We start from the raw sequence: 15,883 nt of genomic DNA on the forward strand, positions 1-15,883 counted from the left end.
AGCAACCGTTCGGAGGTTCCCCCGGTGGTCGACTTCGTGCACGAGGCGCTGCTCTACCGCGATGACGAGCAGTACCTCGCGGGAACGCTGCCGTTCGTGCGCGACGGCCTGGCCGCCGGGGAGCCGGTGCTCGTCGCGGTGCCGCAACACGGCATCGACCTGCTGCGCGGCGCGTTGGGCGGGCAGGCCGACCGGGTCGAGTTCCTGGACATGAGGCGCGCCGGGCGCAACCCGGGGCGCATCATCCCCGGCGTGCTGTCCACGTTCACGAACCACGCGACCGAGGCAGCGGCCAACGGCCGGGTGCGGATCATCGACGAGCCGACGTGGCCGGACCGCACCGAGCTGGAGTACCCGGCGTGCGTGCAGCACGAGGCGCTGATCAACACCGCGTTCGAGGACCGCCCGGCCTGGATCCTGTGCCCGTACGACACGGCGAACCTGACGCCGGAGGCGGTGCGCGACGCGGAGGCCACGCACCCGATCATGGTCGAGGGCGAGCACCGCCGGCCGAGCGCCAACTACCGCGAGCCGTACCTGATCGCCGAGGAGTTCAACCGGCCGCTGCCGCCACCGCCGCCGGACGCCCTGACCCGCCGGTTCGACCTCGACGCGCTGAGCACGACCCGACGCCTGGTGGCCGGGTTCGCCACCGATGCGGGCCTGTCCGCCGACCAGGTCGAGGACCTGGTGCTGGCGGTGAACGAGCTGACCACCAACAGCGTGGTGCACGCGGGCGGCTTCGGGACGCTGTTCCTGTGGCGCGAGGGCGGCGCGGTGGTGTGCGAGGTGCGTGACGCGGGCCGGATCCCGAACCTCATGGTCGGCAGGCGCAACCCCGGCGTGAGCGCGCACGGCGGGTACGGCGTGGTGCTCGTGAACCTCCTGTGCGATCTCGTCCGCGTGCACACCCGTGAGAACGGCACGACGATCCGCATCTACGTCGGCTGAACCCCGATCTGTCGCGGCGAACCGAAGCCGCGTGCCTGTGTGCTTGCACACCAATCAGCCGTGAACCCGGTGTTCTCGGTGGTCGCGGACCGGGTTCGTGCCGCCTTCCTGCCGAAACGGCCCCGGCGCACCTCCTTGGCCCGGCAGAATCGGCCGGGTGACTCCCGCACTTCTGCTCGCCCACGGGGCCGGTGGCACCGTCCGCGCGAACTTCAGCCCGCTCATCCCGCAGCTGTCGCGCAAGCGCAAAGTGCACGCGGTGGACTTCCCCGGCTCCGGGACGACACCGCGCGCGACCTCGCCGTTGGAGCTGGACGACCTGGCCGACCGCCTCGTCGCCGCCGCCGACGGCGAGGAGCGGTTCGCGATCATCGGCTTCTCGATGGGGTGCGCGGTGGCGATGCGCGCGGCCCAGCGGCACCCGGAGCGGGTGACGGCCCTGGTGCTCACCGCGGGGTTCGCCCGCATCGACGACGACACCCGGGCGCGGATGCAGAAGTGGGGTCGGCTGCTGGACGGCGACCGCACCACGTTGGCGCGCTACCTGATGTCGATCGTGCTGAGCGAGCCGTTCCACCGGCGGATGACGTCCGAGCAGGCCGAGGGCTTCCTCGAGCTGATCGCCCTCACCGTGCCGCCCGGCACCCCCGAACAGGTCGACCTCGTGCAGCGCGCCGACCTGCGCGACGAAGCACCGTCCCTGACCGTCCCGACCCTCGTGATCGGCACCAAGCACGACCGCCTGATCACCCCCGCCACCACCCGCGCCCTCGCGGACATGATCCCCGGCGCGCAGTGGGCCGAACTCGACAGCGGCCACGCCCCCGCCCTCGAAGCCCCCGCCGAATGGGCTCGCCTGATCGAACAGTTCCTAGACGCCCAATCCCAATAACCCACCCCACCCCGCGCGAGTCCTCCACCCAGACACCACGAGTCGTCCGGTCCGGCACCGCGAACACGCCGCCCCGGCCCGCGAGTCATCCGGTCGGACACCGCGAGTCGCGCTGTCGGGCACCGCGAGCAAGCCGGTCCGGCCTTTCGAACCGGCCTAGCCGTCGTGAGCGCGAGGTTCGCGGTGTCCGACTGGAAGGTTCGGGGTGTCCGGGTGGAGGGCTCGCGGTGGGCGGTTTGCGGGTGGTCCGGCCTGGTTAACCAGGCCCCATGACCAACACGCTCGTCCTCGACGTGGACGGCACGCTGGTGGACACCAACTACCACCACGCGGTGGCCTGGTTCCGCGCGTTCCGGCGTTTCGACATCACCGTGCCGACCTGGCGGCTGCACCGCGCCATCGGGATGGGCGGGGACAAGCTCGTCGGCGCCGTCGCCGGCGACCACGTGGAACGTGAGCACGGCGACGCCATCCGCACCGCGTGGGAAGCCGCGTTCGAGCCGATGCTGGCCGAAATCCGACCGCTGGAAGGCGCGCACCGCCTGATCGCCGCCGCCATGGACCAGAACTGCACGGTGGTGCTGGCGTCCTCCGGCAAGCGCCACCACGTGGACCACTACCTGAAGCTGCTCGACGCGTCCGGCGTCATGTCGACGTCGTCGGACGACGTGGACCAGAGCAAACCCGCGCCGGACCTGATCGAGGTGGCGTTGCGGCGGGTCGACGGGAACGGTCGCGCGGTGGTCATCGGCGACTCCGTCTGGGACTGCGAAGCCGCTCAACGCGCCGGCCTGCCCTCGGTCTGCCTTCTCACGGGTGGTTTCGGCGAGGCCGAGTTGCGGGACGCCGGGGCGTCGGCAGTCTACGAGGAACTCGACGAGTTGCGGGCGGACCTCACCGACCTGCCCATGGCGTAGGAGGAAGCGTGCGCATCGGCTACACCCTGATGACCGAGCAGGCCGGCCCACGCGAGTTGGTCGAGCACGCCGCGCTGGCCGAGCGGGCCGGTTTCGACTTCGAGGTGATGAGCGACCACTACTCGCCGTGGCTGGACGAGCAGGGTCACGCCCCGTACGCCTGGAGCGTGCTGGGCGCGGTCACGCAGGCGACCGACCACGTCGAGCTGATGACCTACGTGACGTGCCCGACGGTGCGGTACCACCCGGCTGTGGTGGCGCAGAAGGCAGCGACCGTGCAGCTGCTGTCCGGCAACCGGTTCACGTTGGGCATCGGCGCCGGGGAGAACCTCAACGAGCACGTGGTCGGGCGCGGCTGGCCGCCGGTGAACGTGCGGCACGAGTTGCTGCGCGAGGCGGTGGAGATCATCTCGCAGCTGTTCGACGGCGGGTACGTCAACTACTCGGGTCAACACTTCCGGGTGGACTCGGCGAAGCTCTGGGACCTGCCCGAGCAGCGGGTGCCGATCGCCGTGGCGGTGTCCGGCGGGCAGTCGGTGCGGATGTTCGCGCCGCTGGCCGACGCGATGGTGGCGGTCGAGCCGGACGCGTCGTTGAGCCAGGAGTGGGACGTGTTCCAGGGCAGTCAGTCTCGGAAGATCGGTCAGCTGCCGATCTGCTGGGACCCGGACCGGGACAAGGCCGTCGAACGGGCGCACGAGCAGTTCCGGTGGTTCGCGGGTGGCTGGAAGGTCAACGCGGAGCTGCCGGGGACGGCCGGGTTCGCCGGTGCGACGCAGTTCGTGCGGCCGGAGGACGTGGCCGCGAAGATCCCGTGCGGACCGGACGTCGGGCCGGTGGTGGAGGCGGTGGCCAAGTTCCGCGACGCGGGCTTCACCGATCTGGCGCTCGTGCAGATCGGCGGCGACCACCAGCCGGAATTCCTGGACTTCGCGAAGGCCGAGCTCCTCCCCGCCCTCCGCTGACACGCCCACGCGCCCACGCGACTTCTACGCCGTACGGCCCGCACGGAGTTGCCGTGCGGGCCGTACGGGTCTGTTCACAGCGTCGAACCCCACGCGTCGAACCCCACGCGTCGAACGCCACGCGTCGAACCCCACAGCGCAGAACCGGGCGTCAGCCTCGGCCGGTCGTCGCGCCTTCCCTCGCCGGTGGGCCGACCGCGGTCGGTGTCACGGGCGACGGGGCGATGACCTCCGGCGGGTTCGCCGGCGCCTTCGTCGCCGGGTCGACCGGCTCCCTGGGCGGCTTGGTGTTGCCGCCACCGGCGACTTCGTCGTCGTCCGCCGGGTGGTCCGACCCGGTCCCGGTGTCGGTATCGGTGTCCGTCCCCGTGCCGGGGGCGACCCCGCCGACCGAGCCGTCCTCAGTCCCGGTCCCCACCGGTCGCACCTGCGCCGGCGATCCGTCCGGCACTGTTCCGGCAGACGTCGCGGGGTCCGCCACACCGCTCTTCGACGCCTGCTCCGCGACCGGAGCGGGCGCGGTGGTCGTGGTCTGACCGGCCTCGCCGGAGCCCGGGTCCGAGCCTGCCCCCGGCGCGAACGCGTCCCCCAGCGTCACCACGCCCAGCAGCGTCAACGCGCCCACGGCCACCGCCGCACCGGCGAACAACAGCCGGTTGTTGCCCTTCTTGGGCTCGGCCGCCACCTCGGCCCGGTCCGCCACCGCCACCTCGGCCCGGTCCACCACCGCCACCTCGACCAGCGGCAGCAGCCCCACGCTCGACCGCGCCGCCTCGTCCAGCAGCCGCTCGCACTCCGCCGCGGACGGCCGCTTGGTCGGGTCCGACGCGGTCATCTCGGTCAGCACGGCGGTCCACGGCTCCGGCAGGTTGGCCGGGATGCGCGGCTCGCGGTGCAGCCGGGACAGCGCCGCCTCCGTGTCACCGCCGGGGTACTCGGGCCGCCCGGTCAGGCACTCCAGCAGCACCAGGCCCAGCGCGTAGACGTCGGCGGCCGGCAGCACGTCGCCGCCACGCACCTGCTCCGGCGCGAGGTAGCCGGCGGTGCCGACCAGTATCCCCGACCGGGTGACGCGGGTGACCTGGCCTTGCAGCGCCAGCCCGAAGTCGGCCAGGTAGGCACGCCGCCCCTCGGCGTCGAGCAGGATGTTCGACGGCTTCACGTCCCGGTGCACGACGTCCTGCGAGTGCACGTAGGCCAGCACGCCCGCGATCTGCGCGCCGACCGTGGCCACCACCTCGGGCGCCATCGCGCCGCGCATCCGCCGCCGCAGCGTGCCGCCGTCGACCGCCTGCATCACGAAGAAGGGCCGGCCGCGGAAGACGCCGGTGCCGTAGACCTCGACGAGGCCGGGGCAGCGCATCGCGCCCAGCACCTGCGCCTCGCGGTCGAGCCGGATCCGGTCCTCACCGGAGGCCTCGCCCTGGAAGAACTTGATCGCGACCTTCCGGTCGAGGCGGGTGTCGAACGCGCGGTACACCTCGGCCATCCCGCCCGACCCGTACAGGACACCCAGGGCGTACCTGCCGTCGACCACCTCTCCCGTCAGGTCACCGTCCCACATCCGGTTGAACCTCCGCTGTGTCGACGAAGCCGGCCCGGAGGCCGGAAGCTACCGGTCGTGTGACGCGGCGAGCCACCCCGTTCGTCCTTATCGAATCCACCTACCCGCAGTGCGCTCGTCACAAACCCGTCTTTTCTTCGGGTTCCCGCACCCGTGTCGGACGGCCGCCAGCTGGGTACCTCCGCGGCATGACCGAACGCGAGCGGGAGCCCACGATCGACGAGTTCATCGACGACCCGGCGGCCAAGGTGGACGCCCTCGGCGAGGTGGACGGGGTGAGGCCGGCGCAGTACGGCACCGACCCGGACGAAGAGTACGAGCATGGGCCGGTCATGGGCGACGAACCCGTCGGATGAGCGCCGGAGATCACCCAACGGAGTGAACCTCGACATCCGATCGGCGCATCCGTCACGGCGTTGCGGTCGCACAGGGTGCCGTGCTGGGCGGGGTCGTCGTCATGCCGGGAGAGGACGGCGACGTGGTCACCGGTGGGCCGGACGCACCCGACCGGGTGCCGCCGCACTGGTCGATCTGCAGCAGGCCGTCCGACGAGGCCAGCCGGTTGAAGACCAGGTACTCGACGCCCACCGTCATCCTGAAGCTGCACGAGTAGTTCTTCAGCGTCACGACGGTGACGAAGCGCGGCACGTCGCCCTTGTACTCGGCGCGCACGACCACCCCGTACCGGTACCGGTCGTCGTGGCCGTCCCGCACCTCGACCTTCTCGCTGACCACCTTGCCGGAGAACACGTGCGTCGCCTGCTGGTAGCGCAGCGCCTCGTTGCCCGGGAAGCAGACGCAGGCGCCGGCAGGGCTGGTCAGCACGGCGGCGAGCAGCACCGCGGTGACGGTCACGACACCGGCCGCGCGGGCCAGGAATCGGAAGCGCGCCAAGGAGTCCCCTCGGAGTAAGGGCCTGGGCGGCGGTGCCCGACGACCTTATCGGTCAAGCGTGCAGGGCCAGCCACAATTCGGCGCGCACACCGGCGGATTCCAACGAACGCCCCAGAAGTTCCTCCACCCGCCGGATCCGGTTCCGCACGGTGTGCCGGTGCACGCCCAGGCGCGTGGCGGCCGGGTCGGCCTGACCGTGGCACGAGAGCCACACCCGCACCGTCCTACGCAGCACGTCGTCGAGCGGCGCGAGCAGGACGGCGGCGAAGTCGGCCGCGTCCGCCGCCAGCAGACCGGCCCCGGCGACCTCCTCGAACGTCGCCACCCCTTCTTCCCACGCCCGCAGTGCCTCCCGATACCCGCGAGCGACACCCCGCACGTCCACCGGGCTCGACGCGGCGGCGGGCACGTCCACCTCGTGCGCCAGCACGACCACCCGTCCGTCCACCTCCGCCCAGAACCCAGACGGCCAGAACCCCGACGACGGCTCAACCCCGTCTCGCAGCACGAAGACCCGGAACGGCCCGTCCGGCACCCCGTCCACCGGAACACCCGCCAGCAGCAGCCGGAACCGCGCCTCCCGCAGGTCCCGCCGCACCCCCTCCACCTCGTCCGACCGCGCCAACGCCACCGTGAGCAGGGACGCGGCGGTGTTCACCACCCCGGCGTCCAGCGGCCGGTCCGCCGCGACGGCCAGGTACCCGCGCCGGCCGAGCACCTGCATCGCGGCGTGCCGCTCCCCCACCCGCCACGCCGCCCCTGCCGGACCGCCCGACGCCGCGAGCCGCCGCACGTCACCGGAGAGGTCGGGCAGCGAGCCCACGACGTGCACCGGAGCGCCGCTCGGGTCCAGCAACGCCGCCCCGCCGTCGAGGAGCCGCGCCAGCCGCCGCACGACACCGAGAGGCCCTTCGCCGACCGCCGCACGCGTCAGCGCGCGCTGTGCCTCGCTGGTGCGTGCAAGGGCCGCGTACTCGTCCGCCGCGACGGCCCGCGACACCGCCTTGGTGATCGCGATGAACGGCGTGGCGCGAGGCACCTCCAGCAAGGCCAGCCCGGCCTCCCGCGCGGCCCGGACCAACCCGTCAGGCACGTGCGAATGGCTCAGCCCCGTCCCGAACCCGAGGCCCACCACGCCCACCGCCACCAGCCGCCGCACGTACTCGGCGTGCGGCCCGAGCGCGATCCCCGTGGTCAGCAGCAGCTCGCCGCCCTCCAGGAACGGCGTCGGATCGGCCAGCTCCGTGCTGTGCACCCACGTCACGACCCGGTCGAGCCCGGCGTCCACGTGCACGGTCAGACCGACCTCGCGGGCCAGCGCCCCGACCGTCAAAGCCATGGACACTGTGTACAACACCCGCGGGGAAGCTCGCCACACTGGACACTGTCGCCGCACCGCCGCAGGGGCGATGCTGGTCCCATGGCCCGACTGCGCACCGAGATCCCCGGCCCGCGCTCGCGTGAGCTGGCCGAACGGCGCAAGGGCGCGGTCGCCGCCGGTGTCGGCTCAACCCTCCCGGTCTTCGTGGACCACGCCGAGCCGGGCCTCCTGGTGGACGTCGACGGCAACCGGCTGATCGACTTCGGCTCCGGCATCGCGGTGACCGGCGTCGGCAACCCCGCGCCCCGCGTCGCCCGCGCCGTGCACGAGCAGATCGACCGGTTCAGCCACACGTGCTTCATGGTCACCCCGTACGAGGGTTACCTGGAGGTCTGTGAACGGCTGGCCGAGCTGACCCCCGGCGGGCACGACAAGCGCTCGGTGCTGCTCAACTCCGGCGCGGAGGCGGTGGAGAACGCGGTCAAGATCGCCCGGCACGCCACCGGACGGCCGGGCGTCGTGGCGTTCGACCACGCCTACCACGGCCGCACCAACCTCACGCTGGCGTTGACCGCGAAGGAGGTGCCGTACAAGCAGGGGTTCGGACCGTTCACGCCCGAGGTGCGCCGCGTGCCCGGCTCCTACCCGCTGCACGACGGCCTGACCGGCGGGGAAGCGGCCCAGCGCGCCGTGGACGCCATCGGGGAGCCGGACGGGGTCGCGTGCGTGGTGGTCGAGCCGATCCAGGGCGAGGGCGGGTTCATCGTGCCCGCGCCGGGGTTCCTCGCCGCGCTCGCCGACTGGTGCCGGCGCAACGACGTGCTGCTCGTCGCGGACGAGGTCCAGACGGGCTTCTGCCGCACCGGCGACTGGTTCGCCTGCGACCACGAAGGCGTGGTGCCGGACCTGGTGACCACGGCGAAGGGCATCGCGGGCGGCCTGCCGCTGGCCGCCGTGACCGGACGCGTGGACGTGATGGACGCGGTGCGCGCGGGCGGGCTCGGCGGCACGTACGGCGGCAACCCGGTGGCGTGCGCCGCCGCGTCCGCCGCGATCGACACCATGCGCGACCTGGACCTCAACGCCGCCGCCCGGCGGATCGAGGCGACCGCGCTGCCCCGCCTGCGCGGCCTGGACGCGGTCGTGGAGGCACGCGGCCGGGGCGCGATGCTGGCCGTGGAGCTGACGTCCGCCGAGGAGGCCGCGCGGGTCGCGGCCACCTGCCACGCGGCCGGTGTGGTCGTGCTGACCTGCGGCACCCGCGGGAACGTGATCCGCCTGCTGCCGCCCCTCGTCATCCCGGACGACCTGTTGGCCGAAGGCCTCGACGTACTCGAAGGAGCCATTCAGTGACGACGCCGTACTGGGTCGCGGGACAGCCCGCGACGAGCGAGGACCTGGTCGAGGTCCGCACCCCGCACGACGGCGCCCTGGCCGGCGTCACGTCGAACGCGACCGCCGAGGACGTGGAACGCGCCGTGGCCGCCGCGCACGCCGTGGCCGAGGAGTTCGCCGCACTGCCCGCGCACGCCCGTGCGGCGGCCCTGGACCACGTGTCGCGGCGGCTGGCCGAGCGTGCCGGCGAAGTGGCCGCGCTGATCACCGCCGAGTCCGGCAAACCGGTGAAGTGGTCGCGGATCGAGGTGACCCGGGCGGTGTCGACGTTCCGGTGGGCGGCCGAGGAGGCACGCCGGTTCTCCGGTGAGCTCCAGCGGCTCGACACCGATCCGACGGCGGACGGCAGGCTGGCGCTGGTGCGGCGGGCGCCGCGCGGTCCCGTGCTGGGCATCGCGCCGTTCAACTTCCCGCTGAACCTGGTGGCGCACAAGGTCGCGCCCGCGTTGGCGGTCGGCGCCCCGATCGTGGTCAAGCCCGCGCCGGCCACGCCGCTGGTCGCGCTGCTGCTGGGTGGGCTGCTGGCGGAAACCGACCTGCCCGCCGGGTCGTGGTCGGTGCTGCCGGTGCCGAACGAGGTGGCGGGCGCGCTGGCCGAGGACCCGAGGCTGCCGGTGGTGTCGTTCACCGGATCGGGTCCGGTCGGCTACTCGATCCTGGACCGCGTGCCGCGCAAGCACGTCGTGCTGGAGCTGGGCGGCAACGCGGCGGCCGTCGTCTGTCCTGATTGGACTGACGTGGACCGGGCGGCGCAGCGGATCGCGACGTTCTCCATGTACCAGGGCGGGCAGTCGTGCATCTCGGTGCAACGCGTGTACGTCCACGAGGACGTGTACCCGGCGGTGGCGGAAGCCGTGGTGGCGCACGTGCGCAAGCTCGGCACGGGTGACCCGGCCGATCCGGCCACCGACGTCGGCCCGCTGATCAACGAGGCTGCCGCGCGGCGCGTCGAGGCGTGGGTGGACGAGGCCGTGGCGGCCGGCGCGCGGGTGCTGACCGGCGGCCGGCGGAGCGGCGCGACGTACGAGCCGACCGTGTTGGCGGACGTGCCGGCGGCGTGCAAGGTGGTGGACGAGGAGGTGTTCGGCCCGGTGGTGGTGCTGGACTCCGTCCCGTCGGTGGACGAGGCGTTCGACCGGGTGAACGCGTCCCGGTTCGGGTTGCAGGCCGGGGTTTTCACGCACGACGTCCGGTTGGCGTTCCGCGCGGCGAAGCGGCTGGCGGTGGGCGGGGTGATCGTGGGCGACGTGCCGAGCTTCCGCGCCGACCAGATGCCGTACGGCGGCGTCAAGGAGTCGGGCACCGGGCGCGAGGGGGTGCGTGCGGCCATGGAGGACCTGACCGAGCAGCGGGTCCTGGTGCTCACCGGCCTGGAGCTGTAGGTCCTGGCGCACCCGACATCGGGGGTGGAACGGCGTGGGACGGGGCGCGCACAGGTACGGTCGCCGATCGTGGACACGGTGCGCGTCACGTCGAAAGCCGGGCTGAGCGGTGCGGGGCTGCCGGTGAGCCGGCCTGTGCTGGTGCTCGTCGGCGGCGCCGCCGGGATGGACGCGGCCGACCTGGAGGCGCTGGAAGCGGTGCTGCGCGGTCTGGTCGCGGTGCTGGACGAGCGCGACGCCGTGGTGGTCGACGGTGGCACGGACATCGGCGTGATGCGGGCCGTCGGCCGGGCCAGGGCGGCGGAGGGCGGGCGGTTCCCGTTGATCGGGGTGGCCGCCGAGGTCGCCGTCGACGCGGTCGCGTTCGAGCCGAACCACACCCACCTGGTGCTGGTCCCGGGCAGGACGTGGGGTGACGAGTCGCCGTGGCTCGCGGACGTGGCCGACGTGGTGGCCGGGCCGCGGTCCTCGCTGACCGTGCTGGTCAACGGCGGTGCGATCACGTTCCAGGACGCCGAGCACAGCCTGTGCCGCAACCGCCCGCTGGTGGTGCTGCGCGGCAGCGGGCGCACCGCGGACGCCATCGCCGAGAGCGCCGACGAGCGGTCGACCGCGATCGCCAACTCGCCGCTGACAACCGTGCTCGGCCCTGACCAACTGCGTCCGCACGTCGAACGGCTCCTGGCGCCACACGCGCCGACACCGTCGTCCGTGCCGCGCCGCAGCGGCTAGACGGCCTCCAGGACGAAGAACAGGAAGCTCAGGAAGGCCCCGGAGGGATACTTCGCCAGCTCGTCGGGGAAGAGTTCGCGGGCTTCCGGCGCCGGGGGCGGTTCGCTGATGACGGCGGTGCGGAAACCGGCCGCGGTGAAGGCGTCCGTCATCGCGTGCAGCGGCCGGTGCCAGTACGTGAGCACGGCCTTCCGGCCGTTGAACGTGTACTCCTCCGACCACTCGGCGGTCGCGAAGTAGTCGCGTTCGGGATAGATCAGCTTGAAGATGATCGGGTGGTTGACGGCCATGATCAGCCGGCCGCCGGGCCTCAGCACGCGCCGCAGCTCGGCCAGCGGTGCGGTCCAGTCCTCCAGGTAGTGCAGCACCAGGGCCGCGACGACGTCGTCGAACGAGGCGTCCGGGTACGGCAGCGGACCGCTGATGTCGGCGACCCGCAGGGCCGCGTCGGCGCCGAGCCGCTTCCGGGCCAGCTCGACCATCGTGGTGCTGAAGTCGAAGCCGCTCACGGTGGCGCCCCGGTCGCGCAGCGCCGCGAACAGGGGGCCGGAGCCGCAGCCGGCGTCGAGGACCTGCCTGCCGGCCACGTCCCCGGCCAGGTTCAGCATGGCGGGAAGCGTGTAATAGGCGTTGAGGAGGCTGGTCTCGTTCTCGACCGCGTACGCCTCGCCGAAGCTGTCGTAGTCGTTGACCACGGCCACGGCCACGGCCACGTCCGCGGACCCGGCAGGACTCTCGGGGGTGACAGGCATGCGCCCCATGCTGGCACAACCGCCCCGCCCCGCGTCGGGGGTCGTGGAGACGCCGTGCCGCGGCCCGGACGACTTGGCGCTGTGGAGGTGCAGCCGCCCACCGAGCGGAGACCGAGGGTGCGGGGGCCGGTTCGTCAGCGGGTCGCCCATTCCGGGAGCGGGGTCGCGGGGTGCAGGACCGCGATGGCGGTCGCCGATGGGACCAGTCCGCCGTCGCCCGCGTCACCCAGCACGACGTGGAGGCTCGTGCCTGCGGTGTGGAACGTGATGTGCCGACACCAGAGGCCGGGGAGCCCGCCTCCCCACGGGCGGTAGAAGCTGCTGTCGTCCGCTGCCGGCCCGGCGGGTCGGTCTCACTTCAGGTGCCGGGCGAAGAACCGGTTCCCGTCGTCCCCCTCGAACTGAGGGATGCCGGTGTGCCCGCCCATGTTGGCGTGCAACGTCTTCTCCTCGGAGCCGAAGGCGTCGAACAGCTCCAGGGCCAGCTGCCGGTCGTTCCCCGCGTCGTCCCACTGCAGCAGGACCTGCAGCGGAATGGTGACCTGCCGGGCCTCCTCGACCATGGTGCGGGGCACGAAGCTCCCGGCGAACAGGAGGGCGGCCGAGATGCGCGGCTCGACCACCGCCAGCCGGATGCCGATGGCGATCACCCCTCCCGCGTACCCGACCTGGCCGCCGATCCCCGGCAGTGCGAGGAGGGCGTCCAGGACGGCCCGCCATTCCGGGACCGCCTTGTCCACCAACGGGAGGACCAGCCGGTCGACGATCTCGTCGGCAACCGGCTCACCGGCTTCCAGTGCCCGGCGCAGGTCGGCGCGAGCCTCGTCGGCGACGGCGGAACGGGGCCGGTCACCGCCTCCGGGAAGTTCGATGGTGGCCGAGGCGAAACGCTCCGCCGCGGCGTGCCGGCCCCGGGCCACCAGTCGTGGGTACATCGTGCGCAGTCCGCCGGGGTGGCCGAGCAGGATCAGCGGCGCCGGTGCGGATGCGGATGCGGGTCCGGGCGTCCACAGGATGCCTGGGATCTCGCCTAGCGTGAATTCACGTTCGAGGACGCCGTCGTCGAGGCGCTGTTCGGAGGTGAACCCCATGGTCGTGCCTTTCGGGAGTGCTCGCGAACGGCGCTCCCGGACGGCCTATCGCCCGACCGCGACCCCGGAGGGGAGCACCCATGTCGATACGTTCACGGGTACCACCTCCTCGATCTCTCGCGCGGTCGCCGGGAACGTAGCAGCGGCACCCGTGGCCTGCCAACGGGTTTGCGGCCCCGGACCCGCCGAATGTCCGCTCTTACCCGCCGACGGCAGTGTCGAGCCCGGCCCGCAGGTCACACGGCGGCGACCGCCCACGCAATCCGGCTGTGACCACGGCGCTGGCCAGGCATCATGCCCCCGCATGTCAGAACTGCACCGGGATGAGGTCCGCAGCTCCTTCGACCCGGAACTCACGGGGGCGCTCCCTGACGTGTTCGTCCCGGACACCTCGGCAGACGACTGGCAGGCGGTCTTCGACCTGGTCGAAGCGCGTGGTTGGCAGCGGGGGTGATCGAAGGGGACGTGACCATCCAGCCGCCCCGGAAGTCTTCGGTGCACCTCGGCACTACATGCGGGCACTGCACTCATCGGGCGCCCGTGAGAAAGCAGCCCGGCGACGGCCTCGATGCGGGGCGGCCGTTCGCCGGCGCGCCGGTCAAGTGAGCGGGGTGACCAGGCGCCATGTCCGCACCACGGCCTTGGCACGGTTCAGGTTCGGCACCCGTGCCGTCGACTGCCCGTCCAGCGAGTCCTGGAGGACCAGCAGCTCGCCGTCGCTCCACCACTCGACGAGGAAGCCGCTCTTCCGTTCCAGCCTGCGCAGCGACGGATGGCGGCGGCGGAGCCCTGCCATGTGGTCGGTCACGTTCTCCGGCCAACCATGTCCGTTCCGCTCGAACCTCGCTGGGCGACGTGCCTCTGGCCTGCGCTCCGCGAAGCAGGTCCGGACGCTGGGTGAGCCGGTTGTCCAGCCCTACTTTGCGGATTTTCGGGTTGGGGACACCAGGACTGCCCGAGGAACGGCGGCGCGAACACGATCGCCGCTGCCACCAGTACGACGAGGATCACCGCCGTCGCCACCGCCGCTTCGCCCGCCCCCGGCCGGTCGCGGCTTCGGCTCTGGCGCGTTCGACTTGGTCCAGCAGCCTGTGGATTTCGACGATTTCAGCGCTGTCTGCGGTGTTGGCGCGCCAATCCTCCAGTTCCCGGGTCGCGCTGATGAACGATCCGGCCGCGAGCATCCGCTGTACCCGGTCGAGCCGCTCGGTCAGATCCGGTCGGTATCGCGACCGCAGGAGATGCTTTGGCCCTCCCTGCCCATGCCGAGCGCGATCGAGTTCTTCGACTGCGGACCGACGGGCCCGGTCCGCCTGCTCCCGCTGGGCGCGCACGCGTTCCTCGGCAGCCAACCGGAGGGCTCCCGACTCGATGAGTTCAAGCCACCTCACGCCCGCTCGGCGAGCTTGGACACAGGCGACGAAGCCGTGGACGCCGCCCAGCAGGAACAGCACTCCCATCAGCGCCAGCGGCCACAAGTCGATACTCGCGACCAGAGAGTTGACCACCGTGAACACACCCAGACCGGTGTAGATCAGGCCCATCCACGCCCACAGGGCTGGACTCATCCGTAACGAGACCACGTTCAGGAGTGTGCCAGGGCTGGTCGTGCGCAGGTGGGTGGTCGTAGTCCTGTCCGTTGTTGCCATGGCCCGTCACCCACCGGTGATCAGCACCCCGCGAACCAGGTTCGGACTCCGCAAGCACCTCCGCGAACCAGGTCCGGACACCGCAGGGTTCGATCGGACAGGACAAACACCTGACCAGCTCCGCCTGTAACAGTTGTCATCAACCAATCACAGAGAGTATGGTCTAGACCTGCCGCCGCGTTGGGTGAACGCCTGTTCCGCACCCACGCGCACTCGGGTCGGCGTTCGCCACAAGCGTTTCCGCCCATCCGACCGAAGGAGTCCTCATGTCACTCCGCCGAAGGATCGCCGCGGTGGCGGCAGGCGTGCTCGTCGCGCCGCTCGTGACGATCGTCCTGCCATCAGCTCCCGCGTACGCGCACGGCTACGTGTCGTCACCGCCCAGCCGTCAGGCCCAGTGCGCCCGCGGTCTCGTGCCGTGCGGCGACATCAAGTACGAGCCGCAGAGCGTCGAAGGCCCGAAGGGCCTGCGCAGCTGCAACGGCGGCGTCGCCCGGTTCGCCGAGCTGAACGACGACAACAAGGGTTGGCGGGTCGCCTCCACCGGACGGTCCGTCACCTTCAACTGGACCTTCACCGCCCGGCACCGCACCGCGAACTACGAGTACTACGTGAGCGGCAGGCGGGTCGGGTTCTTCGACGGCGGCAACCAGCAGCCCCCGGCCACCGTGTCGCACACGGTGAACCTGGGCGCCTCCGGCCGTCAGACGGTGCTCGCCATCTGGAACATAGGTGACACCGCCAACGCGTTCTACGCGTGCATCGACGTCAACGCCGGCTAACCCACCCACACCCCGCGTGAGTCCTAGGACTCACGCGGGGGTCAGGCGGTGGAGCCGCCGTCGACGTGCAACTGCGCACCCGTCACGTAACGGGCCTCGTCGGACGCCGGGAACGCGACCGCTGCGGCGACCTCCACCGGCGAGGCGTAACGCCCGACCGCGGGCACCCGCGGACCACGTCGGCTCCCGGACCGTCCGCCGGGTTCGAGTCGGTGTGTCGGTCGCACCGGGGTGCACCCGGTTCACCGTGACGCCCGCGGCCCCAACTCGCGCGCCAACGCCTTCGTCAGCCCCACCAACGCCGCCTTCACCGCCACGAACGCCGCACGCGCGTTCACGTCGAAGGTCCGGTCGAACTCGGCGACACCCAGGTCCTCCACGGGCGCCACGATGAACGCCCCGGCGTTGTTCACCAACACGTCCAACCGCCCAGCACGGCCACGGTCTCCTCGACCGCCGCACCGATACCCCTGCTGCCGCCCGTGACCAGCGCGACCTTGCCGTCGAAGTCCATGCCGACAACCTTGGCCGCACAACGCATCGCGGTCCGGCGGGAATCGGACCCCTTGCGGCCACAACGCATCCCGGGCCGGCGC

General features: G+C 72.1%; 19 protein-coding genes. 10 read left to right on the forward strand and 9 right to left on the reverse strand.

Annotated elements, in window-relative coordinates:
- Window positions 1-24 precede the first annotated feature (24 nt).
- From ACRAKI_RS25440 to ACRAKI_RS25455, 4 genes are all read left to right on the forward strand, one after another.
- Entirely contained in the window at window positions 25-951 is a 927-nt protein-coding gene (locus tag ACRAKI_RS25440; protein WP_447003035.1) for an anti-sigma factor RsbA family regulatory protein, read from the forward strand.
- A gap of 157 nt (window positions 952-1,108) precedes the next feature.
- A complete protein-coding gene (locus ACRAKI_RS25445; RefSeq protein WP_447003036.1) occupies window positions 1,109-1,843 on the forward strand; it encodes an alpha/beta fold hydrolase in 735 nt (244 codons plus the stop codon).
- Window positions 1,844-2,112: 269 nt separating this feature from the next.
- Window positions 2,113-2,760: an HAD family hydrolase gene (locus ACRAKI_RS25450; protein WP_447003037.1), complete on the forward strand. Its 648-nt coding sequence runs from the start codon at window positions 2,113-2,115 to the stop codon at window positions 2,758-2,760.
- A gap of 8 nt (window positions 2,761-2,768) precedes the next feature.
- Window positions 2,769-3,725 carry an LLM class F420-dependent oxidoreductase gene (locus ACRAKI_RS25455; RefSeq protein WP_447003038.1) on the forward strand — a complete coding sequence of 319 codons (957 nt, stop codon included), beginning with the start codon at window positions 2,769-2,771 and terminating at the stop codon, window positions 3,723-3,725.
- A gap of 151 nt (window positions 3,726-3,876) precedes the next feature.
- Here ACRAKI_RS25455 and ACRAKI_RS25460 read toward each other — a convergent pair whose 3' ends face one another.
- Window positions 3,877-5,289: a protein kinase domain-containing protein gene (locus ACRAKI_RS25460; RefSeq protein WP_447003039.1), complete on the reverse strand. Its 1,413-nt coding sequence runs from the start codon at window positions 5,287-5,289 to the stop codon at window positions 3,877-3,879.
- A gap of 188 nt (window positions 5,290-5,477) precedes the next feature.
- Here ACRAKI_RS25460 and ACRAKI_RS25465 point away from each other — a divergent pair, with 188 nt between their 5' ends.
- Window positions 5,478-5,645 (forward strand): hypothetical protein, encoded by a 168-nt coding sequence (locus ACRAKI_RS25465; RefSeq protein ID WP_447003040.1) that lies wholly within the window; start codon window positions 5,478-5,480, stop codon window positions 5,643-5,645.
- A gap of 52 nt (window positions 5,646-5,697) precedes the next feature.
- Here ACRAKI_RS25465 and ACRAKI_RS25470 read toward each other — a convergent pair whose 3' ends face one another.
- Window positions 5,698-6,183, reverse strand: coding sequence for a hypothetical protein (locus ACRAKI_RS25470; protein WP_447003041.1), 486 nt, complete (start codon window positions 6,181-6,183; stop codon window positions 5,698-5,700).
- A 52-nt stretch (window positions 6,184-6,235) separates the two neighbouring features.
- On the reverse strand, window positions 6,236-7,522 hold the full coding sequence (locus tag ACRAKI_RS25475; protein WP_447003042.1) for a PucR family transcriptional regulator: 1,287 nt from the start codon (window positions 7,520-7,522) through the stop codon (window positions 6,236-6,238).
- Between the two features lie 81 nt (window positions 7,523-7,603).
- Here ACRAKI_RS25475 and gabT point away from each other — a divergent pair, with 81 nt between their 5' ends.
- The 3 genes from gabT (at window position 7,604) to ACRAKI_RS25490 (ending at window position 11,013) form a co-directional block, all read left to right on the forward strand.
- A complete protein-coding gene (gene gabT, locus ACRAKI_RS25480) occupies window positions 7,604-8,857 on the forward strand; it encodes a 4-aminobutyrate--2-oxoglutarate transaminase (RefSeq protein WP_447003043.1) in 1,254 nt (417 codons plus the stop codon).
- Window positions 8,854-10,281, forward strand: a complete 1,428-nt coding sequence (locus ACRAKI_RS25485; RefSeq protein ID WP_447003044.1) for an aldehyde dehydrogenase family protein — start codon at window positions 8,854-8,856, stop codon at window positions 10,279-10,281. The genes gabT and ACRAKI_RS25485 overlap by 4 nt, the downstream gene beginning before the upstream one ends.
- Before the next feature lie 69 nt (window positions 10,282-10,350).
- The gene (locus tag ACRAKI_RS25490; RefSeq protein WP_447003045.1) at window positions 10,351-11,013 is read left to right on the forward strand and encodes a hypothetical protein; all 663 of its coding nucleotides are present in this window, start codon (window positions 10,351-10,353) and stop codon (window positions 11,011-11,013) included.
- Here the strand turns inward: ACRAKI_RS25490 and ACRAKI_RS25495 are convergent.
- Together ACRAKI_RS25495 and ACRAKI_RS25500 are read right to left on the reverse strand one after the other, a co-directional pair.
- On the reverse strand, window positions 11,010-11,765 hold the full coding sequence (locus ACRAKI_RS25495) for a methyltransferase domain-containing protein (protein ID WP_447003046.1): 756 nt from the start codon (window positions 11,763-11,765) through the stop codon (window positions 11,010-11,012). The two genes, ACRAKI_RS25490 and ACRAKI_RS25495, sit on opposite strands and share 4 nt — an antisense overlap.
- Window positions 11,766-12,118: 353 nt before the next feature.
- Window positions 12,119-12,856: an alpha/beta hydrolase gene (locus ACRAKI_RS25500; protein ID WP_447003047.1), complete on the reverse strand. Its 738-nt coding sequence runs from the start codon at window positions 12,854-12,856 to the stop codon at window positions 12,119-12,121.
- 304 nt (window positions 12,857-13,160) lie between these two features.
- Between ACRAKI_RS25500 and ACRAKI_RS25505 the strand changes: the two genes are divergently transcribed.
- A complete protein-coding gene (locus ACRAKI_RS25505) occupies window positions 13,161-13,310 on the forward strand; it encodes a hypothetical protein (protein ID WP_447003048.1) in 150 nt (49 codons plus the stop codon).
- Window positions 13,311-13,454: 144 nt separating this feature from the next.
- Here the strand turns inward: ACRAKI_RS25505 and ACRAKI_RS25510 are convergent, their stop codons facing one another.
- Together ACRAKI_RS25510 and ACRAKI_RS25515 are read right to left on the reverse strand one after the other, a co-directional pair.
- On the reverse strand, window positions 13,455-13,664 hold the full coding sequence (locus tag ACRAKI_RS25510; RefSeq protein WP_447003049.1) for a hypothetical protein: 210 nt from the start codon (window positions 13,662-13,664) through the stop codon (window positions 13,455-13,457).
- A 199-nt stretch (window positions 13,665-13,863) separates the two neighbouring features.
- Entirely contained in the window at window positions 13,864-14,400 is a 537-nt protein-coding gene (locus ACRAKI_RS25515) for a DUF308 domain-containing protein (protein WP_447003050.1), read from the reverse strand.
- Between the two features lie 371 nt (window positions 14,401-14,771).
- Here ACRAKI_RS25515 and ACRAKI_RS25520 point away from each other — a divergent pair, with 371 nt between their 5' ends.
- Entirely contained in the window at window positions 14,772-15,287 is a 516-nt protein-coding gene (locus ACRAKI_RS25520; RefSeq protein ID WP_447003051.1) for a lytic polysaccharide monooxygenase auxiliary activity family 9 protein, read from the forward strand.
- A 41-nt stretch (window positions 15,288-15,328) separates the two neighbouring features.
- Here ACRAKI_RS25520 and ACRAKI_RS25525 read toward each other — a convergent pair whose 3' ends face one another.
- The gene (locus ACRAKI_RS25525; protein ID WP_447003052.1) at window positions 15,329-15,454 is read right to left on the reverse strand and encodes an SDR family oxidoreductase; all 126 of its coding nucleotides are present in this window, start codon (window positions 15,452-15,454) and stop codon (window positions 15,329-15,331) included.
- 75 nt (window positions 15,455-15,529) lie between these two features.
- Window positions 15,530-15,706 carry an SDR family NAD(P)-dependent oxidoreductase gene (locus tag ACRAKI_RS25530; protein ID WP_447008507.1) on the reverse strand — a complete coding sequence of 59 codons (177 nt, stop codon included), beginning with the start codon at window positions 15,704-15,706 and terminating at the stop codon, window positions 15,530-15,532.
- Window positions 15,707-15,883: the final 177 nt, after the last annotated feature.

This window comes from Saccharothrix isguenensis (genome assembly GCF_052936305.1).